Source organism: Thalassococcus arenae, assembly GCF_019104745.1.
GTDB classification, from domain to species: domain Bacteria; phylum Pseudomonadota; class Alphaproteobacteria; order Rhodobacterales; family Rhodobacteraceae; genus Thalassococcus_B; species Thalassococcus_B arenae.
Window position 1 is genome coordinate 99,391 of record NZ_JAHRWL010000003.1, and the last position, 19,891, is coordinate 119,281.

Annotated in this window: 18 protein-coding genes; 9 read left to right on the forward strand and 9 right to left on the reverse strand. The window is 65.6% G+C overall.

The features are described from left to right. Positions 1-4 precede the first annotated feature (4 nt). Positions 5-913, forward strand: a complete 909-nt coding sequence (locus KUH32_RS17500) for a sugar kinase (protein WP_217779953.1) — start codon at positions 5-7, stop codon at positions 911-913. 101 nt (positions 914-1,014) lie between these two features. Here KUH32_RS17500 and KUH32_RS17505 read toward each other — a convergent pair whose 3' ends face one another. The 3 genes from KUH32_RS17505 to KUH32_RS17515 all read right to left on the reverse strand — a co-directional run bounded on the left by KUH32_RS17505 (position 1,015) and on the right by KUH32_RS17515 (position 4,128). Next, positions 1,015-2,559, reverse strand: a complete 1,545-nt coding sequence (locus tag KUH32_RS17505) for a tripartite tricarboxylate transporter permease (RefSeq protein WP_217779954.1) — start codon at positions 2,557-2,559, stop codon at positions 1,015-1,017. Between the two features lie 15 nt (positions 2,560-2,574). Continuing rightward, positions 2,575-3,006, reverse strand: coding sequence for a tripartite tricarboxylate transporter TctB family protein (locus KUH32_RS17510; RefSeq protein WP_217779955.1), 432 nt, complete (start codon positions 3,004-3,006; stop codon positions 2,575-2,577). Between the two features lie 144 nt (positions 3,007-3,150). Continuing rightward, positions 3,151-4,128, reverse strand: coding sequence for a Bug family tripartite tricarboxylate transporter substrate binding protein (locus KUH32_RS17515; RefSeq protein ID WP_217779956.1), 978 nt, complete (start codon positions 4,126-4,128; stop codon positions 3,151-3,153). A 184-nt stretch (positions 4,129-4,312) separates the two neighbouring features. Here KUH32_RS17515 and KUH32_RS17520 point away from each other — a divergent pair, with 184 nt between their 5' ends. The 3 genes from KUH32_RS17520 to KUH32_RS17530 are packed head-to-tail and all read left to right on the forward strand — an operon-like array spanning position 4,313 to position 7,420. Further along, positions 4,313-4,984, forward strand: a complete 672-nt coding sequence (locus tag KUH32_RS17520; RefSeq protein ID WP_217779957.1) for a response regulator transcription factor — start codon at positions 4,313-4,315, stop codon at positions 4,982-4,984. Beyond that, positions 4,977-6,359, forward strand: a complete 1,383-nt coding sequence (locus KUH32_RS17525; RefSeq protein WP_217779958.1) for a sensor histidine kinase — start codon at positions 4,977-4,979, stop codon at positions 6,357-6,359. Before KUH32_RS17520 ends, KUH32_RS17525 begins: the two co-directional genes overlap by 8 nt. After that, positions 6,356-7,420 carry an ABC transporter substrate-binding protein gene (locus KUH32_RS17530; RefSeq protein ID WP_217779959.1) on the forward strand — a complete coding sequence of 355 codons (1,065 nt, stop codon included), beginning with the start codon at positions 6,356-6,358 and terminating at the stop codon, positions 7,418-7,420. Before KUH32_RS17525 ends, KUH32_RS17530 begins: the two co-directional genes overlap by 4 nt. On the opposite strand, the gene KUH32_RS17535 is transcribed toward KUH32_RS17530, so the two are convergent. The 5 genes from KUH32_RS17535 to cuyA form a co-directional block, all read right to left on the reverse strand. Then, on the reverse strand, positions 7,407-8,141 hold the full coding sequence (locus KUH32_RS17535; protein ID WP_217779960.1) for an alpha/beta fold hydrolase: 735 nt from the start codon (positions 8,139-8,141) through the stop codon (positions 7,407-7,409). The two genes, KUH32_RS17530 and KUH32_RS17535, sit on opposite strands and share 14 nt — an antisense overlap. Next, the gene (locus tag KUH32_RS17540) at positions 8,138-9,679 is read right to left on the reverse strand and encodes an ABC transporter permease subunit (protein ID WP_217779961.1); all 1,542 of its coding nucleotides are present in this window, start codon (positions 9,677-9,679) and stop codon (positions 8,138-8,140) included. Before KUH32_RS17540 ends, KUH32_RS17535 begins: the two co-directional genes overlap by 4 nt. Next, positions 9,676-10,731 (reverse strand): quaternary amine ABC transporter ATP-binding protein, encoded by a 1,056-nt coding sequence (locus KUH32_RS17545; RefSeq protein WP_217779962.1) that lies wholly within the window; start codon positions 10,729-10,731, stop codon positions 9,676-9,678. The genes KUH32_RS17540 and KUH32_RS17545 overlap by 4 nt, the downstream gene beginning before the upstream one ends. Positions 10,732-10,805: 74 nt before the next feature. Continuing rightward, positions 10,806-11,771, reverse strand: coding sequence for an ABC transporter substrate-binding protein (locus tag KUH32_RS17550; protein WP_217779963.1), 966 nt, complete (start codon positions 11,769-11,771; stop codon positions 10,806-10,808). Positions 11,772-11,812: 41 nt separating this feature from the next. After that, positions 11,813-12,817: a D-cysteate sulfo-lyase gene (cuyA, locus tag KUH32_RS17555; RefSeq protein ID WP_217780047.1), complete on the reverse strand. Its 1,005-nt coding sequence runs from the start codon at positions 12,815-12,817 to the stop codon at positions 11,813-11,815. A 148-nt stretch (positions 12,818-12,965) separates the two neighbouring features. Here cuyA and KUH32_RS17560 point away from each other — a divergent pair, with 148 nt between their 5' ends. Then, positions 12,966-13,883 (forward strand): LysR family transcriptional regulator, encoded by a 918-nt coding sequence (locus KUH32_RS17560; RefSeq protein ID WP_217779964.1) that lies wholly within the window; start codon positions 12,966-12,968, stop codon positions 13,881-13,883. An 18-nt stretch (positions 13,884-13,901) separates the two neighbouring features. On the opposite strand, the gene KUH32_RS17565 is transcribed toward KUH32_RS17560, so the two are convergent. Next, the gene (locus tag KUH32_RS17565) at positions 13,902-15,329 is read right to left on the reverse strand and encodes a mannitol dehydrogenase family protein (RefSeq protein WP_217779965.1); all 1,428 of its coding nucleotides are present in this window, start codon (positions 15,327-15,329) and stop codon (positions 13,902-13,904) included. Between the two features lie 236 nt (positions 15,330-15,565). Between KUH32_RS17565 and kduI the strand changes: the two genes are divergently transcribed. The 4 genes from kduI to KUH32_RS17585 all read left to right on the forward strand — a co-directional run bounded on the left by kduI (position 15,566) and on the right by KUH32_RS17585 (position 19,881). Continuing rightward, a complete protein-coding gene (gene kduI / locus KUH32_RS17570) occupies positions 15,566-16,390 on the forward strand; it encodes a 5-dehydro-4-deoxy-D-glucuronate isomerase (RefSeq protein WP_217779966.1) in 825 nt (274 codons plus the stop codon). Beyond that, positions 16,387-17,115, forward strand: a complete 729-nt coding sequence (gene kduD, locus KUH32_RS17575) for a 2-dehydro-3-deoxy-D-gluconate 5-dehydrogenase KduD (RefSeq protein WP_217779967.1) — start codon at positions 16,387-16,389, stop codon at positions 17,113-17,115. The genes kduI and kduD overlap by 4 nt, the downstream gene beginning before the upstream one ends. A 124-nt stretch (positions 17,116-17,239) precedes the next feature. Continuing rightward, a complete protein-coding gene (locus tag KUH32_RS17580; RefSeq protein ID WP_217779968.1) occupies positions 17,240-17,680 on the forward strand; it encodes a hypothetical protein in 441 nt (146 codons plus the stop codon). Then, entirely contained in the window at positions 17,677-19,881 is a 2,205-nt protein-coding gene (locus KUH32_RS17585) for a NosR/NirI family protein (protein WP_217779969.1), read from the forward strand. Before KUH32_RS17580 ends, KUH32_RS17585 begins: the two co-directional genes overlap by 4 nt. Positions 19,882-19,891: the final 10 nt, after the last annotated feature.

Sequence of the window (19,891 nt, forward strand, 5' to 3'; positions counted from 1 at the left end):
CGTCATGCGCGTTCTTTCGATCGGCGAATGCATGGCCGAACTTGCGCCTTCGGATCGCCCCGGCGACTATCGCCTGGGCTTTGCCGGCGACACGTTCAACACCGCTTGGTATCTGGCGCGCATCGCGCCGGACGTGGAGGTGTCATATTTCACTGCCGTCGGCACCGACGCGATTTCCCAGAACATGCGCGCTTTCGTCGTCGCCAGCGGCATCGACGACGCCCATCTTCGCGCGGTGCCGGACCGCACGGTGGGTCTTTACCTGATCACGCTCGACCAAGGCGAACGCAGCTTTTCCTACTGGCGCGGCCAATCCGCGGCGCGGCGGCTGGCCGACGATGCCGGCGCGCTTCAGGCCGCGATGGACGATGCCGATCTGATCTATTTCTCGGGCATCACGCTGGCCATCCTGGACGGTGCGGCGCGCGAAACGCTGCTGGATTGTCTGCGCAAGGCCCGCAGCGCGGGCAAGCGGATCGTCTTCGATCCCAACCTGCGCCCGCGGCTCTGGTCCGACCCGTCGGCAATGCGCGCGGCGATCATGCAGGGTGCCGCCGTCGCCGATGTCGCCCTGCCCTCGTACGAGGACGAAGCGCAGTGGTTCGGCGATGCCGACCCCGCCGCGACCGCGCAGCGCTATGCGGATGCCGGGGCCGCGACGGTGATCGTCAAGGACGGCGCGGAACCCGTGCATTTCCGCGACCACGGCGCGGCAGGCGTGGTGCCGGTAGCTCCGGTGACCGCCATCGTCGATACCACGGCGGCAGGAGACAGCTTCAACGCCGCCATTCTCGCCGCCTTCGATGCACAGATGCCGCTGCCCGACGCCATCGCCCGCGCCGCACGCCTGGCGGCCCGGGTGGTTCAGGCCAAGGGCGCGCTGGTACCGGTCACATCGGCCGATCTGGGCTGACCACAGATCTTTTCCGCCGGCGCCGCCTGGATGCCGCCGGGCAAAGAAAAAACCGCCCGGCGGTCGGCGCCGGGCGGTTTCTCGATGCCGGTTGCGCAAAGTCAGTCGACCAGTTCGCCCTCGTCCTCCTTGGCGCGGGCCAACCGCATCCGCCGCCGCAACGCCGCGCCGAAGATGATCGGCAGGATGAAGCCCACGAAGGCGATCACCCACAGCCCGATGGCCAAGGGCGAGCCGACCAGCGTCGACCAGTCGCCGTTCGAGATCGAGATCGCCCGGCGCAAGTTCGCCTCCATCGCGTTGCCCAGCAGGATGCCCAGGATGATCGGCACCAGCGGCACGTCCAGCTTGCGCAGGATCCAGCCCAGCACGCCGAAGGCAACCATCACCATCAGATCGAAGCTGGAGCCGGAGATGCCGTAGATCCCGACGAACGACACCATCGCGACGATCGGCATCAGGATGCGTGGCGGCACCAGCAGCACGCGGGTGAACAGCCCCACCATCGGGATGTTCATCGCCAGCAGCATGAAGTTACCGATGAACAAGGCCGCGATGAGACCCCAGACCACGTCGGGGTTCTGGGTGAACAGCAGCGGGCCGGGGGTGATGTTCATCGCCAGCAGCACCGCCAGCAGCACCGCGGTCGTGCCCGAACCCGGCACACCAAGCGCCAGCATCGGCACAAGCGCACCGCCCGCGGCGGCGTTGTTGCCGGCCTCGGGCGCCGCGACGCCGCGCGGATCGCCGGTGCCAAAAGTGCCCTTCTTGTCGACCAGCCGCTTTTCCATCGAATACGAGATGAACGAGCCCAGCGAGGCGCCCGCCCCCGGCAGAACGCCCGCGACAAAGCCCAGCACCGAAGTGCGCAGCATCGTGGGCGTGCAGTATTTCAGCATCGAAAGCGATGGGGTGATGCGGCCGATCTCGATCTTCTTGTGTGCGGCATCGGATTCGCCATGCCGGTGTTCGAGAAAGATCAGCACCTCGGACAGCGCGAACAGGCCCACCAGCGCGACCAGAAAATCGATGCCGTCATACAGATGCACCTCGCCGAAGGTGAAGCGCGGCACGCCGGTCTGGCCATCGACCCCGATCATGGCGATCAAAAGACCCAGGGTGGCGGCAAAGGCCGCCTTGGCCTGGTTGGTGGACGAGATACCGCCCAGCGTGGCGAAGGCCAGCGTGAACAGCGCGAAATACTCCGCCGGTCCGAACAGCAGCGCGACCTTGACCAGCTGCGGCGCGATGAACACCAATCCCCAGGTCGCCAGGAACGCGCCGACGAAGGACGCCACGCCCGACAGGGCCAGCGCTTCGCCCGCGCGGCCCTGCTGGGCCATCGGATAGCCGTCGAGGCAGGTCATCAGCGCCGGTTCGTCGCCGGGGATATTGAGCAGGATCGAACTGATCCGGCCGCCATACATCGCGCCGTAGTAAACCGAGGTCAGCAGGATCAGCGCCGCGGTGGGCGGCAGGCCCAGGGTGAAGGCCAGCGGGATCAGGATCGCCACGCCGTTCGAAGGGCCCAGCCCGGGCAGCGCGCCCATGACCGTGCCCAGAAAGCAGCCCAGCGCGGCAAGCATCAGGTTTTGAAAGGTGAAGGCGACCGCGAAACCGTCGCCAAGGGATGCAAGTACGTCCATGGTTGTTCCCCCGGATCAGAAACCGAACGGACCCTTGGCGAGCGACAGCCCGAGGATCACGCGGAAGACGAGATAGATACCGCCCGAAGTCAGCACGCCCACCAAGACCGATTGCAGCGGCGGCGAACCCAGCCGCCAGGTCAGGTAGGCCGACGCCAGAGCGGTCGCGATCAGGAAGCCCAGCACCGGCAATAGCTGGGCATAGGCCAGCATGACGGCAACGGCCATCGCGATCTCGAAAAGCCGCGCGGCAGGTGGCCAGGTCGGTTCGGCGTCAGGCTTGACCAGAAAATACAGCGCGCTCAGGCCCAGGACGGCGCAGATGATGATCGGAAACACCGTCGGCCCCACGATGTCTGAGAATGGGCTTTCCTGGATCAGGGTCGCCTGCCAGATGAAGAACAAAGCCAGCAAAAGGCCGACGCCGCCCAGAATTCGGTCGCTCATGGTGTCCTCCCGAAATGTGACTGTTCGTCAGGATCGCCGCGCGGCCGACCCGGCCGCGGCGGAACGATCCTAGTCAGGGCACCGGCACCCGTGGCGCCGGCGCGCAGCGGAGCGGGCACGTGCGCCGCTCCGTCGCCTGGTTGATTACTGCGTGATCTCGGCCGTCAGCGTCTGGATCTTGGCCACCGATCCGGCGACGAATTCCTGGAACGCCGCGCCCTGCAGGTCCAGCGGTTCAAGCCCGTTGGCCGCCATCACCTCTTTCCACTCGGGCGAGTCATACAGCGTCTTGATCTGGGTGACCCAGTAATCATAAGCCGCGTCCGACATGTTGCCCGGCGCGTAGAAACCGCGCCAGTTGGCGCCGACGGCCTCGATGCCCTGCTCCATCGCGGTCGGGAACTTGTTGAAGTCGCCCGACAGCCGCTCGGGTGCCAGCACGGCGATCACCTTGATGTCGCCCGAATCCACGAAGCCCTTGGCTTCCGAGATGTCGCCCGAGAACGCCTGCACCGATCCGGCCAGCAACTGTGTCACGGCCTCGCCGCCACCGTCGAAGGCGATGTACTTGACCGACCGGACATTCTCGACACCGCCGGCCTGCGCAGCGATCAGAACCTTGAGATGGTCCCAGCCGCCCACGGCCGAACCGCCCGCGATGGCGATCGAGGTCGGGTCCGCCTTGATCTGGTCGATCAGCTGCGGCAGCGTCTCGATTTCGGACGCGGCAGAGACCGCGATCACGCCGTAATCGGCGCCGATCGTCGCCAGCCAGCGCACCTGGTCCATGGTGTTGCCCGGATAGGCGCCGGTGGCCAGGCGGGTGGCCGTCGCGGTCGAGGCGGCGACGATCAGGTCGTTTTCGTCGTTGCGCTTGTTCACCACTTCGGCAAAGGCCACGCCACCGCCGCCACCGGCCAGGTTCACGACCTGCATGGTGCTGTCGATCAGGCCAAGATCCTGCATCGACTTGCCGACCTGACGGCAGGTGAAGTCCCAGCCGCCGCCGGGGTTGGCCGGGGCGATGCATTCGGGGTTTTCGGGGGTGAAGTCCTGGGCCAGCGCAGGGGCCGCAAAGGCAGCCACCGCGGCGAGCGCCGCAAAGATATTGGTCTTGCGCATATCGTTGGTTCCTCCAAACCTTGTTTCCTCCCACCGGGCGGGTCGGAACCGGCCCGGAATGGCGCCTTTTACTCCCCGAGCCTGTCGCGAACCTGTCAATGGACACGCGCGGGGCTTTTGACGGATGGTCTGCCCGGAAATGCGGCGTATACTGCGACGATCACCGGCAGAGGGGAGGCTCCGGTTGCGTATCCTGCTTTTGGAAGATGCCGTCGACGTGGCCGAAGCGATCTGCACCAGTTTCGCGCGCCGCGGCGACGCGGTGGATCATGTCGCCACCGTCGCCGATGCGCAGGCCAGCGTGGCGGTGCAGGATTACGACGTCGCGGTTCTGGATATCGGCCTTCCGGACGGCGACGGGACCGAGGTGCTGCGCGCGCTGCGCGACCGCAAATCGGCCACGCCGGTGCTGATGCTGACCGCACGCACCAAGGTGGACGACCGCGTGTCGGCGCTGGACAGCGGTGCCGACGATTACCTGGTCAAACCGTTCGACCTGCGCGAGCTCGAGGCGCGGGTGCGCGCGCTCAGCCGGCGGTCCGGGCCGGACCGGTCGGGCACCGTCAGTTTCGGCGACATCGTTTTCGACCCGGCCAGTTCGACCGCCACGGCACATGGCGAACCATTGGCGTTGACCCGGCGCGAAGCCAGCCTGCTCGAGGTCCTGCTGGCCAACCGCGGGCGGGTCGTCGCCAAGGACAGGATCCTAGAACGGATGTTTTCCTTCGACGACGACGAAGTCGGCCTGAACGCCGTGGAAACCTATGTCGGCCGGCTGCGCCGCAAGCTGCAGGGCAGCCGCGTGTCGATCCGGACGCTGCGCGGATTGGGCTATCAGCTGGTCGCCGATGTCTGACCCGGCGACCGCGCGCGCCAGCTATTCCGTCACGCGCCGGCTGGGCATCGCGCTGACGCTGGTCTTTGCCTTCGGCGGCATCGCCCTGGCCGTGGCGGCGCTGGCCTATGGGCGCAGCGCGGCGCAGCAATCCTTTGACCGGTTGCTGGTCGGCGCGGCCAGCCAGATCGCCGAAGCGATCGCCCTGCGCGACGGCACGGTGGTCGCGGACCTGCCGGTTTCGGCCTTCGAACTCTTGTCGCTGGCCGACGAGGACCGCATCGTCTATGCGATCTACGACCGTCAGGGCGCGCTGGTCACCGGCTATGACCAGCTGACCCTGCCCACCGAACGCCAGCCTTTCCACAACGCCGAATTCAAGGGCGAACCGATCCGCGTCGCGCGGGTGGTGCGCAACTTTTCCGAACGGGCCTATGTGGGCTCGGTCGATGTGCTGGTGGGTCAGACGCTGCGGGCGCGGCGGCAGCTGGCCAACCAGATCACCCGCAATGCGCTGATCGCCGCGGGGTTCGCGGGGCTGGCGATGTCGGGGCTGGCCTTCTTCGCCGTCCGCTCGGCACTCGGGCCGCTGCGGCGGATCGAGCGCAACATCGCCAGCCGCGCGGTCGAGGATCTGACCCCCATCGATGTCGCGATCCCCAGCGAAATCGAAAGCCTGGTCGCCGCGCTCAACCGCTTCATGCGGCGGATCGACCGGCAGATCGGCGTGATGCGCACCCTGATCGCCGACGCCTCGCACCAGTTGCGCACGCCGATCGCCGCGCTTCGGGCACAGGCGGAACTGGCGCAGGACGAAACCGATCCCCGGCGCCTGCAGGCGATCCTGGAACGCATCCATACGCGGTCGCACAACCTCAGCCAGTTGACCGACCAGTTGCTGAACCACGCGCTGATCATTCACCGCGCCGATTCCGTGCCGCTGGAACGGGTCGATCTGCGGATCGTGGCGATGCAGGCGATCGAGGAGACCGACCATGCTCTTTTCGCCAGCCACACGCGACCCGGGCTCGATCTGCCCGAAGACCCGGTCTGGTGCCGCGGCGATGCGCTGTCGCTGAAAGAAGCCTGCAAGAACCTGCTCGGCAACGCGCTGCGCTACGGTCGCGATCCGGTGACGCTGGCGGTGGAAACCGGCGCCGACGACCTGCGCCTGGTGGTCCGAGATGCCGGCTCGGGGATCCCGCGGGATCACTGGTCGGATGCCGGCACCCGGTATTCGCGCAGCTCCGGCGTGTCGCCGCAAAGCGCGGGCCTGGGCCTGGCCATCGTGCAGGCCGTGGCCACCGCGCATCGCGGGCAACTGGTGTTCTCGCACAGCGGCGCGATGTTCGAGGCCGCTCTCGTGCTGCCGCAGAAAGGAGCCCGGCAGACATGATCACCCGCCTCGCCGCCCTGCTGATCGCGCTGAGCGCCCCCGTCGCCCGGGCCGAACCAGAGGCCGTCAGCCGATATGGCGATGACGCGGCCGCGCGGTCCCTGCTGGTGCGTGGTACCACCGACATCGCCCTGTTCGATCAATTGCTCGACCGCTTCGCCGCGCGTTTTCCCGACACGCGCATCACCTATGAACAATGGGGGTCCAACGATCTGTACGCAGTGACGGCCGCGGAATGCGAGACCGGCGGCCCGGCGGCCGACGCGGTGATCAGCTCTGCCGTCGATCTGCAGGTCAAGCTGGTCAATGACGGGTGCGCGCGCAGCCACAGATCGCCATTGACCGCTGCTTTGCCCGACACGCTGAACTGGCGCGACGAACTGTTCGGCATCACCCGCGAACCCGCGGTGCTGGTCTACAAGCGCGACATGGTCCCGGCCAACGAAGCGCCGCGGTCGCGTTTCGACCTGATCGACCTGCTGCGCCCCGAGGACAGCCGCTATGCCGGGCGGGTCGCGACCTATGACATCGAACAATCCGGCCTGGGATATCTTTTCGCCTTTCTCGACTCGCAGCAGGCAACGACCTTCGGCAGCCTGATCGAAGCCTTCGACCGCGCCGGGGCCGTGGCGACCTGCTGTTCGGCGGAAATCATCGACGGCGTGGTCAGCGGCCGCTACCTGATCGCCTACAACGTGCTGGGTTCATACGCGTTGGCGCGCGCCGCCGAGGTGCCCGACCTGGTGGTGGTCGCACCCGAGGACTACACGCTGGTCCTGGCGCGCGCGGCGCTGATCCCGCGCGGCGCGCGCGACCCTGAATCGGCGGGTCAGTTCGTCGATTTCATGCTGGGTGAAGATGGCCGCCGGGCGATGGCGGCAGAGCGGTTGATCATCGACTTCACCGATCCCGATCCGGATACGGGGTCGTTCTATTATCCGTCGGGCAACCAGTCGGCGTTCCGGCAGATTCCGCTGTCGCCGGTTCTGCTGGTCGGGCTCGACCGGCAGAAACGCGCGCTGTTTCTCGAACGCTGGCGCGAGACGTTCACCCGGTACTAGACCCGTCCGACAAGAAATCCGAGACCAACCGGTTGAACAGCCCGGGCCGTTCCATGTGCACGGCATGGGCGCAACCCGGCAGCACCGCGAGGCTTGCACCGGGGATCGTGCGCCACAGCCGTTCTATCTGCGCCCACGGATAGGTGCGATCGCCATCGCCCCACAGAACCAGCGTCGGAACGCCGATCGCAGCCAGGTGGTTCTCGCCCGACCAGTCGCGCATCGCACCGAGACCGGCAAGGATCGCGGCAAGCGAACTGCGTTCGGCGATGGCGGCACAGTCGGGGAATTGCGCGGCTGCATCGCCTTGCAGGAACCACGTCGCGGCGATGCGGCGGGCGGTGGCGGCGGCGCCGTCGTCGCGGGCGCGCTGCATCGAGGTTTCGATCGGTTCGAACCGGCCGGGCAGCAGACCCTTGGCCCCGGTGCTGTAAAGCACCAGACGCGCTACCCGGTCGGGCGCCTGACGCACCATGTCCTGCACGATCATGCCCCCCATGGAATGGCCCAGCAGGTCGAAACGATCGATGCCTTGGCGGGTGACCTCGTCCAGCACCCAGGCGGCGTAGGCCGGGATATCCGGCAATGGTGCCATCGCCGCATTCTGCCCGAAACCCGGCAGATCGACCGCTATCAACCGGCGGTCGTCGCCAAGAGGCTGTTGAAGCGCCCATTGCCCGCTGCCGCCCATGAAGCCATGGACCAGGACAAGCGGTCTCACCGCCGGCCGCCCTGCACGATACGGTCCAGGATCATCGCGCAGAACAGGATCGAGAAGCCCGCCAGGATCCCCTGCCCCACATTGGCGTATTGCAGCGCCTCGAGCACGTCTTCGCCCAGCCCCTTGGCGCCGATCAGCGATGCGACGACCACCATCGCGAGGCTCAGCATGATGGTCTGGTTGATGCCGGCCCGGATCGACGGAGCGGCCAGGGGCAGGTCGACGCGGGTCAGCAGGTACCACTTGTTCGCACCGAAACTGACCGCCGCCTCGCGCACCGATTCCGGCACGCCGCGCAGGCCCAGAACGGTCAGCCGCACCACCGGCGTGCCGCCGAAGATCATCGTGGTGACGACCGCTGCGGGTTTGCCGGTGCCGAAAAAGGCGATGACCGGGATCATGAAGACGAAGGCGGGCATGGTCTGCATGAAGTCCATGATCGGCTGGATGAAGGCATAGAACCGCGGGCGGCGGGCGGCGAACATGCCCAGCGGAATGCCGATCAGGATCGACAGGCAGGCCGCCGTACCCAGCAGCGCCAGCGTGGTCATGGCTTTTTCCCAAAAGCCCAGCAGCCCCATATAGGCCAGGAAGGCACCGGAATAGATCGCCATTCGCACCCCGGCCGTCAGCCATGTCAGCAGCACGATCAGCGACACGATCACGATCCAGGGCGTGCTGACAAAGACCAGCTCCAGCGCGTCCAGCACCAGGCGGATGACATAGGTGATGCCGTCGAACAGCGCCTCGCCGTTCAGTACCGCCCAGTTGAAAAAGGCCTCGACCCATTCGATGCTGACCAGGCGGATGTCGGGATCGGTGGGAAAGTCGGTGAGCAGACCGAAGCGGCCCGGAAAGCTGTAATGCACCATCGCCGCCGCGACCATCACGGCCATGAAGGCGGCGCTGAAGGCGATCTGGCCCACCGGCATGCCCGAGCGGATCGACCTGTCCGACAGCCAGTCGGAAAACCGCGCCTCGAGCGCCCAGTTGGCGACGATGGCCTGTACCGCCTTGATCGCCAGCAGGATGCCCAGCCCCGTCAGGGCGATCCTCGGGCCCTGGGCGGCCAGCGCCTCGGCCTCGGCACGGATGCCGCCGATATTGGCCTCCAGCGCCTCGACCGTACGGCGAAAGGCATCGACCCGGTCGGACCCGGATTCGACCGCACTGGCCAATTGCTGGCGGCGCAGTTCCAGCGTGCCCTCGATGGATGCGATCCGTTCCATCGCGTCGGCCGCGAGATCCCCGAACAGGCCGCGGGCGATCTGCACCAGCGCCAGCGCCTCGACGATCAGGAACGGCAGCGCCCAGGACCACAGGCCGCGCGCCCCGAACCAGACCGGACCGAACAGACCCGCCATCAGGTTGAAGGTGGGGGTAAAGCGCGACGACGCGCCGATCCGGTCGAAATTGCGGATGTAGTAATCGGGGCTGGTGCGGACGAAGCGGCGGATGTTGTCGCGGCGTTCCTCGGCATAGGCCAGCGCCGCTTCGCTTTCGGTGTCTTCCAGCGGGTTCAGGGTTTCGTCCTTCATGAGACTTCGGTCCCCTCGATCACCGTGCGCAGCAGATCGGCCCGGGTGATGACGCCGACATCGACCCCGGCATCCTCGACCAGGATCGGGTTCTCGTCGTCGATGGCCAGGTTGATCAGCGTGCTGAGCGTCTCGGCCTCGTTGACGCGCGGCGCGCCTGCGGGCAGCGGCCCCCGTGCAGAGACGAAAGCCTCGAGCGGCTGCATCACCGCATGGGCATGCACGACCTTGAGCCGCGAAATGCCGGCAACGAAATCGGCGACATAGTCGTCGGCGGGGTGCATGACGATGTCTTCGGCCGTGCCGATCTGCACCATCTTGCCGTCACGCATGATGGCGATGCGGTCGCCGATGCGCACCGCCTCGTCCAGGTCGTGGGTGATGAAAACGGTGGTCTTCTTCAGGATCTTCGACAGGCGGATGAATTCATCCTGCAACTGCCTGCGGATCAGCGGATCGAGCGCCGAGAACGGCTCGTCCATCAGCAGCACGTCGGGATTGGCGGCCAGCGCCCGGGCCAGGCCCACGCGTTGCTGCATCCCCCCGGACAGCTCATGCGCGAATTTCGACCCCCACGCCCCCAGTTCGACGATGTCGAGGATCGCCGCCGCCTGGCGCATCCGTTCGTTCTTGGCGACCTGGCGGATTTCCAGCGGCATCGCCACGTTGTCCAGCACCGACCGGTGCGGCATCAGCGCGAAGTTCTGGAACACCATGCCGATCTTGAGGTTGCGAAAACGCTGAAGCTCGCGCGGGTTCAGCGCCATCACGTCGGTGCCTTCGATGGCGATCTTGCCCGCCGTCGGCTCCAGCAGCCGGTTGAAATGACGCACCAAGGTGGACTTGCCGCTGCCCGACAGCCCCATGATGCAGAAGATCTCGCCGCGTTTGACCGTCAGGCTGACATCGGCGACACCCACGACCGCGCCCATCTCCGACAACACCTGCGCCTTGGTCAGTCCGCGTTCACGGATCGCCTGCAGGGCTTTGTCCGGGTGGGCGCCGAAAATCTTCCAGACGTTGGATATCTCGATGACGGTGTCGTCGGTCATGGCCCTGCCTTTGCCAGCGGAATGTCGGCCGGCCCCGGACATCCGGGACCGGCCGCCGGGTCACCTGTGGTGGCTCAGAGACCCAGCATCGCGTCGACGCGGTCCGAATTCGCCTCGACCCATGCCTTGGCCACCTCGGCCGGATCGCGTCCGTTGGCGCTGATCTCGAAGGCCAGGCTGGAGACGTCCTGCGCAGTCAGGGCAAAATTCTGGAAGAACTCGGTGATCGCGGGCGAACGGTCGGCAAGCGAGTTGGACCAGGCGATCTGGACCTGCTTGAGGTCGTCCTTGGAGGCCACCATCGACTTGTTGTACCAGTCCGCGTCGTCCGAGGGCTGGACCATCACGTATTTCGCCGGGTCGTAGGCGGGTTCGGTCAACATCGTGACATCGAACATGAACCAGACCGCGTGCGGCTCGTAGCAGTAAAAGGCATAGCCTTCGCCCTTGGCGATGCTGTCCTTGATGCGCGCGGTCTTGACCGCTTCTTCGGCGCGGATCGGCTCGAGGAAGTCGAGCAGGCCGTAGTCGCGCACCTTGACCTCGTTGACGTTGGCCGAAGCCCAACCCGGCGCGCCGATCCACATCTCGCCCTTGCCGTTGCCATCGCTGTCCATCGCCGCCGCAACGTCCGGGCGGCCGAGATCGGCGATATCGGTGATGTTCATCTTGGCAGCGAAGTCCTTGGACACGCAGAACCCCTGATTGCCTTCGTAGGGATTCGACGACAGGGTGACCGTGCCCTTGCCGTCCACGTATTCCTTGGTGAAGCTTTCCTGGTTCGGCAGCCAGACATCGGGATGGACGTCGATATCGCCCTTGCCCTGGTCCATGGCCTGGAAGATCGTCGCGTTGTTGCCGGGCACGTATTCCACCGTCCCGCCGATGCGCGAGGTCACGATTTCACCCAGCACATGGGCGATTGCCTGGGCGCCGGTCCAGGACGGCACGCCGATCTTGACCTCTTCGGCCGCCAGTGCTGGCAGCGCCACAAGGCTGGCCGCGGCGGCAAGACCAAGCGATTTCAGGGTCGTCTTCATGTCAGTCTCCTCTGTTGGGATGCGCCCTGTGCGGGCGTCGTTCAGGTCAGTGATGCCAATAGCTGGTCCTGGTAGGCGAACAGCGCCGTCGATCCGCCGGTATGCAGGAACAACACGTTGTCGGACGGCTTGAAAAAACCCTGCCGCACCATGCCGATCAACCCGGCCATGCCCTTGGCGGAATAGACCGGATCCAGCAGGATACCCTCCTGCCGCGCAAGCAGGCGGATCGCCTCCAAAGTGGACTCGGCCGGAATGCCGTATCCTTCGCCGACATACCCGTCATCGACCAGGATCCTGTTCAGCGGCACACCGGCCGCGCCCAGTTTTTCCAGTGTCTTCTGCGTCAGCCCGTGCACGGCGTTCATCTGCCGTTCGCGCGGCTGACGAACGCTGACGCCCATGACCGGCAGGTGGAAATCCAGCGCCGCGAAGCCCGCGACCAACCCGGCATGGGTGCCGGTGCTGCCGGTCGACATGACGAGCCAGTCGAAACGCTGGCCCGTGTCGTGGCTATGGTCGACGATTTCCTGGGCGCAATTCACGTATCCCAGGGCGCCGGTCGGGTTCGACCCGCCGCCGGGGATGAAATAGGGCCGGTGGCCCTGTGCCCGCAGCGTTTCGGTCACCGCTTCGGCTTCGGCGTTCATGTCCAGACCGGCGGGACGGAATTCGTGCGTGGCCCCGAACAGCGCGTCGAGCAACACGTTGCCGGTGACCTCGTACGCGGCGTCGCGGTTCGGCACCCGCCGTTCCAGCAGAACGTGGCATTTCATGCCCACCTTGCAGGCCGCGGCGGCGGTCTGGCGCACATGGTTCGACTGCACCGCGCCTTGCGTGACGAGCATGTCGGCTTTCTGGTTCATCGCCTCGCCGACCAGGAATTCCAGCTTGCGGGTCTTGTTTCCGCCCATGGCCAGTCCGGTGCAATCGTCGCGCTTGATGAACAGGCTGGGCCCGCCCAGAAATTCACTGAGCCGCGGCATGGCTTCGATCGGCGTCGGCTGGTGGCAAAGGCTGGTACGTGGGAAACGATCGAAGTTGATCCGGGTCGCGCTTCGCGGCAGCGTTTCTGTATCGGCCATGTCACATCCTGCGGTCGGTTGCTTCGACCGAAGCTTGTGACAGGGCGGTGCCAAACGCCAATGCCATGTTTGAATGACATTATGCAAATTTTGCATTAGCTTTGCCGGCATGGACATCATGCTGTTCCGCGATCTCGAACGCCTGCAGAGAACCGGCAATTTTTCGCAAGCCGCGGTTCTGGCGAATCTCAGCCAGCCTGCGTTCAGCCGCCGCATCAAATCGCTGGAGGCCTGGGTCGGCGCGATGCTGGTCGACCGGTCACACCAGCCGGTGCGCCTGACCCAGGCCGGCGAACAGATGCTCGAGGCCGGGATGCAGGCATTGGCGCGGATCGAACAGGAGCGCAGCCAGATCCGCGAGGTGCAGTCGCTGCCCGACAAATACGTCGTCACCTTTGGCGCCCAGCATTCCATCGGCTGGCGGTTCTACCCCACCTGGTTGCAGGCGCTGGAAGAGGCCCATGGCCCGGTCCTGTCGCGGTTGCGGGCGGACGACCTGCCCAATTGCATGCGCGACCTGAGGAACGGAGATGTGGATTTCGTCATCGCCTATGTGGGTGCCGAAAAGCCACCGGGCGGGCTGATCGACGCGGTCACGATCGGCGAGGACCAGCTTGTCCCGGTCTGCAAACCGAACGCGGACGGCGCGCCGCTGTTCGGGTTCGAAACGCCGGGCCTGCAGATGCCGTTTTTGCGTTTTGGAGATTCGGCACCGATCGGCCGCCATCTTGAACCCCTGTTCGATCGGCACGGGATTTCCGACCGGTTGCGCACCGTTTACGAAAACTCCATGGCCGGGGCGCTGCGCATCCGGGCGCGCAACGGCGACGGCGTGGCATGGCTGCCGAAAAGCCTGGTCCAGCCCGACCTCGATGGCGGCATCCTTGTCCGCACCGGCCACCCCGATTGGGTTGTCGACCTGTCGATCCGGCTGTTTCGGAACAAGGAACGGTCGAACCGCGTGACGCGCGCGATCTGGACGTTTCTTGAAGTGCGGCAATCGGTGTCGCTGGTGCCGCCGGCGTGACGCGGCGCACCGTCTTGTCTAACCGACGAAGTCCTGCACGGCGGCGCGCGCACCCCTGTCTGCCAAGACCTCGAAGGCCCGGGTGACGACCCGGGTGAAGTCCGGGTTCCGGGTCAGTTTTTCGGGAAAAACGGCGTCCACGGAAAGCAGGGCCGCGACCTTGTCTTCGGGCGTTGCCGCGCTGTCCGACGCCGCGCGCAAGCGATTGGCCAGCGGATCGCGCACATCGATGTCGCTGCCGCCCTCGTCGACGCCTCCGACATAGCGCATCCACCCCGCCACCGCCAGGCACAGGCCCTTTGGCACCTGCCCCCGGTCGAGGTTGTCGATCACCGTTCCAAGAATGCGCTGAGGCAGCTTCTGGCTGCCATCCATGGCGATCTGCCAGGTCCGGTGACGAATGGCGGGATTGCGGTAGCGCTCCAACAGCGCCGCGGCGTATGCGGGCAGGTCTTCGCCTTCCGGCTGCGGCACGGTCGGCAGGATTTCCTGCGCCCAAAGCCTCTCGCACAGCCGGGCAAAGGCCGGATCCGCCACCGTTTCGGCAATCGTGGCGTATCCCGCCAGATATCCCAGATAGGCCAGAGTGGAATGCGTGCCGTTGAGGCAGCGCAGCTTCATCAGTTCGTGGCGTTCGACGTCGCGGACGAACTGCGCCCCGGCCGCATCCCAGGCGGGGCGCCCCGTTGGAAAATCATCCTCGATCACCCATTGCCGGAACGGCTCGTGCGCGACCATGGCATCGTCGCGATATCCCTGCGTTTCGGCCAGGTGCGCGATGTCGTCGGCGGTGGTGGCGGGTGTGATCCGGTCGACCATGGTCGACGGGAAACGCACGTGATCGGCGATCCAGCCGGCAAGCTCCGGGTCGCGCGCGCGGGCGAAATCCAGCACCACGCCACGCAACAGACGGCCATTGGACGGCAGGTTGTCGCAACTGAGCGCCGTGAATGGCTGCACTTGCGCCGCGCGGCGCCGTGCCAACGCCTCGACCAGAAAGCCCGGCGCCGAGCGCGGCGCCTGGGACGCGGCGAGGTCATGCGCGATGTCGGGATGGTCCATCTCGAGCCGCCCGGTCGCCGGGTTGTGACAATAACCCTTTTCGGTGATCGTCAGCGAGACGATCCGCGTTTCGGGCGCGGCCATCGCGGTCAGCACGGCTTGCGGATCCTCGGGGGCGACGAGGATAGCCGCAATCGACTCGATCACGCGGCATTGCGTTTTGCCGGGCGCCAGGGTGACCGAGGTATAGGCGCATCCCTGCGGCTCCAGCTGGTCGCGCGCGTCGGTACTGCGCAGGCTGACCGCGACGATCCCCCAGTCTTTGGCCGCTGCGTCCATGGCATCCGCGGTGTAGATCGCGTTGAAGGCGCGAAAAAAGGCCCCGGGACCCAGATGCACGATTCCGGGCTTTGGACGGGGCGTGGTGCGGGCAAGACGGGGCATGTCGGCCAAACCGGTCTCCTTTTATGCGCTGTTCCCGTTTCGTGACCGGCTCCTGCGCGGGATGCAATGCCCCCGAGCGGCAGGTCTGTCTGCCCGGATAGGCAAGCGGTGCCGCCAGGGTGGCGGAATTCGAAGCGGACGCGGTCACATTTCCTTGTTCTTCCGATCTTAGGATACTAACATACCAGTTGAGTGCAACCGAAACGCCGCGACGACTTTGTTGGAAAGGATAGCCGATGCTGACCGTTCGTTCGCTTTATGCCGTGAGCCAGGCCGAAACCAAAGCCATGGACGCAACCGGGCTTCGCGACAATTTTCATTCCGGCGGTCTGTTCGCGCCGGGCGAGATACGGCTGGTCTATACCCATTACGATCGGATGATCGTGGGCGGAATCACTCCGGACAATGGGGATCTCACGCTCGATGCGGTCAAGGAATGCGGGACGGAATCCATCCTGGACCGGCGGGAGATCGGCATCCTGAACGTCGGAGACACCGCACAGGTGACGGCTGACGGCGCCGCTCACAGCCTGAATCGGGGCGACGTTCTGTATCTCGGCATGGGCGCAGGTCCGGTGACTTTCGGCACGGGCGGGCGATTCTACATCGTTTCGACGCCGGCCCACCGCGCCCTGCCCGCCAAGCTGATCAAGATCGAACAGGCCGGCAAGGTCAAACTGGGTGCGCCCGAAACGGCCAACGACCGCACGATCTATCAGTTCATCCATCCCGACGTGATGGAAAGCTGCCAGTTGGTCATGGGTTACACGATGTTCCACGGCGGTTCGGTCTGGAACACGATGCCCGCCCACGTGCACGATCGCCGGATGGAGGCGTATTTCTATTTCGACCTGGCCGACGACAACCGCGTCTTCCACTTCATGGGCGAACCTGACGAGACCCGTCATATCGTGATGCGGAACGAAGAGGCGGTGATCTCGCCGCCGTGGTCGATCCATTGCGGCTGCGGCACCGGCAGCTACACCTTCTGCTGGGCGATGGCAGGCGACAATGTCGACTACAAGGATGTCGAGATGGTCGCGATGGAGGACCTGCGGTGAACGCCTTTTCGCTTGCGGGCAAGACGGCGCTGGTGACCGGCGCCAATACCGGGATCGGGCAGGCCATCGCGGTGGCCCTGGGCCGGGCGGGCGCGCATGTGGTCTGTGCGGGGCGCTCGTCTTGCGACGACACCGCCGCGATGATCGACAAGGCCGAGGTTCTGAACCTGGATTTCGCCGATCCGATGGCGGCGCGCGATGCCTTCGACGCGCGCCCCGTCGACATTCTGGTCAACAATGCCGGGATCATCCGGCGCGCCGACAGCGTCGATTTCACCGAAACCGATTGGGATGCGGTGATGGATGTGAACCTCAAGGCGGTGTTTTTCACCTGCCAGGCCTTCGCCAAGGCGGTTTTCGCGCGAAAGGCACGCGGCAAGATCGTCAATATCGCTTCGCTTCTGTCCTTTCAGGGTGGCATCCGCGTGCCGTCCTACACCGCGTCCAAACACGGCATAGCCGGGCTGACCAAGCTTTTGTGCAACGAATGGGCGGCGCGCGGAATCACCGTGAACGCCATTGCGCCGGGCTATATCGAGACCAACAACACCCAAGCCCTGCGCGCCGATCCAGACCGCAACAAGGCCATTCTGGACCGAATCCCGGCAGGCCGCTGGGGCCGGCCCGAGGATATCGCCGAAACCGCCGTCTACTTGTCTGCGCCCGCGTCCGACTACGTCAACGGGGCGGTGCTGAACGTGGATGGCGGGTGGCTGGCGCGCTGAGCGAGGCGCTTCAACAAGACGTGACCTGACGGGCCCGTCGGGCTGTCGGAATTCCGGGAACAACTTGCTTTAAGTCAAGGAAGAGGGACCGCGCCCGGGGGAGTTTGCCCCCATGAACCGACATGTGCGCGTTTTCCTGTCTATCGTGTCAGCGATTCTCGTTTCGCTGAACGGCACGCTTGTCGCTGCGGGCCACTCGGCCGGCGGCGGAACGCTCGCGATGGTTATTTGTGCCGGCGATTCCGTGGAAACCGTCTGGGTCGATGGAAACGGCCAGCCGGTCGACGAATCGCAGACCGATTGCGACTGCGATACATGCCTGTGCGCCATCGGTTTCGGTGACCTGTTTCACCCGCCCGCATCGCCGATGGATTTCGGCACTGTCGTCGCCGCGCATGGGACCGGCGGCGCGCAATTCGACGGTGCGACCAATATCCAAAAACCCATGCCGCGCGGCCCCCCGCTTGCGGTCCTTTCCGAAATCCGGCCGCACTTTCATCTGCGGCTGTCCGGACAACGGCCGGCGTCATGGGTCACGAACGGTTTCGACCAGGTGACGACATGACCGTATTCCGCTGGATCGCAGCGCTTTTCCTGACAATCTTCTTTTCCCTGCCCGCCTCGGCCGAGCCGGTTCTGCCGCGCTTCCTCGACAAGGTGCCGGCGGGCGATCTGGTCCCGGGCGCCGACGCCTATGGCGCGCTCAGCGCCGACTTGCCGGTCGTACCCGTTCTGCGCGGCGGAGAGACCGTCGGCTGGGCCTTCATCACCTCGGATTTCGTGTCGACCACCGGCTATTCGGGCAAACCGATCGACGTGCTGGTGGCGGTCGGACCGGATGCGACGGTGCAGGGCGTCAAGCTTGTCAAACACTCCGAACCGATCGTGCTGATCGGCATCCCCGAATCCGAGATGCGCGCCGTGACCGAGGCCTATGCCGGGCTCGACCTGGTGGCCGAGGCGGAATCGGGCGGCACGGCGCACGAGTTGGACATCATCTCCGGCGCGACGGTCACGGTGATGGTGATCGACGATTCCATCGTGCGCGCCGGACTGAAAGTGGCGCGGGCGCTTGGCCTGGGCGGCCTCAAGGCCGCTGTCGACACCGGCCCGAAATTCGAACTGAACCCCGACGCCCCCGCTGCAACCGACTGGATGACGCTGGAGGGCGATGGCACGCTGCGGCGGCTGTCGCTGGATGTCGGCCAGATCAACGCCGCGTTCGAGGCGATGGGCAATCCCGAAGCCACCCGCCGCGCCCTGACCGAAGCGCCCGAGACCACCTTCATCGAAATGCAGGCGGCGCTGGTGTCGCACCCCGCCATCGCCGAAGCCCTGCTGGGCGAGGCCGAAGCACGCAACATCGCCAATTGGCTGGAAGACGGCGACCACGCCATCGCCCTGGTCGGGCGCGGGCTCTACAGTTTCAAGGGGTCGGGTTATGTGCGCGGCGGCATCTTCGACCGGATCGTGCTGATCCAGGACGATATCTCGGTCCGGTTCCGCGACCGGATGCACAAACGCATCGTGTCCCTGGCGGCCGAGGGCGCGCCCGCTTTCATCGAGGCCGACCTGTTCAAGATCCCTGCCGATAGCGGTTTCGATCCCACCCAGCCCTTCCGCATCCAGTTGCTGGTGCATCGCGAGGTCGGGCCGATCGACAAGGTCTTCACCACGTTCGACCTGGGCTACCAATTGCCGTCCTCGTACCTGCGCCCGATCGCGGCAACGCAGGCCGCCGACAGCCCCGCCGCGGTCAACGCCATCGTCGACCAGGGCGAAGAGGCCGCGCACCAGGCGCTGTGGAAACGGATCTGGCTGGACAAGCAGGTCGAGATCGCCGTCACCGCGGCGCTGCTGCTGATTCTGACCGGCGTGTTCTTCTTCCAGTTCTTCGCCACCCGCAACGAACGCAGGTTCTTCTGGTTCCGCATGACGTTCCTGACCGTCGTGCTGGTCTATCTGGGCTGGTATGCCAACGCGCAGTTGTCCGTCGTCAACCTGATGGCGCTGTTCGGCGCGCTGGTCACCGGTTTCAGCTGGCAGGCTTTCCTGCTCGATCCGCTGACCTTCATCCTGTGGTTCGCCGTCGCTGCCGCCTTGCTGTTCTGGGGCCGCGGCGCCTATTGCGGCTGGCTGTGCCCGTTCGGCGCCTTGCAGGAACTGACCAACAAGATCGCGCGCGCGCTTCGGGTTCCGCAATGGACCCTGCCCTGGGGTCTGCACGAACGTCTCTGGCCGATCAAGTACATGATCTTCCTTGGCCTTTTCGGCGTCAGCCTGGCAAGCATCGAACAGGCGGAACGCCTGGCCGAGGTCGAGCCGTTCAAGACCGCGATCATTCTCAACTTCATGCGCGCCTGGCCCTTCGTGGCCTATGTGATGGCGCTGCTGGCGGCGGGCCTGTTCGTCGAACGGTTCTACTGCCGCTACCTCTGCCCGCTTGGCGCCGCACTGGCGATCCCGGCGCGGATGCGCATGTTCGATTGGCTGAAACGCTACAAGGAATGCGGCAGCCCCTGTCAGACCTGCGCCAACCAATGCCCCGTTCAGGCGATCCACCCCACTGGCGAGATCAACCCGAACGAATGCGTGAACTGCCTGCATTGCCAGGTTCTCTACCAGTCCAAGTCGACCTGCCCGGTCGTCATCAAGAAACTGAAGCGGCGCGAAACGGTGGGCACCGTCATGCCGCGCGATCTGAGCGGACATCCGAATCTCAAAACCCCGCTCACCAATCTCAAGACCCCGCAAACCACTGAGTGAAAGGAAGGAC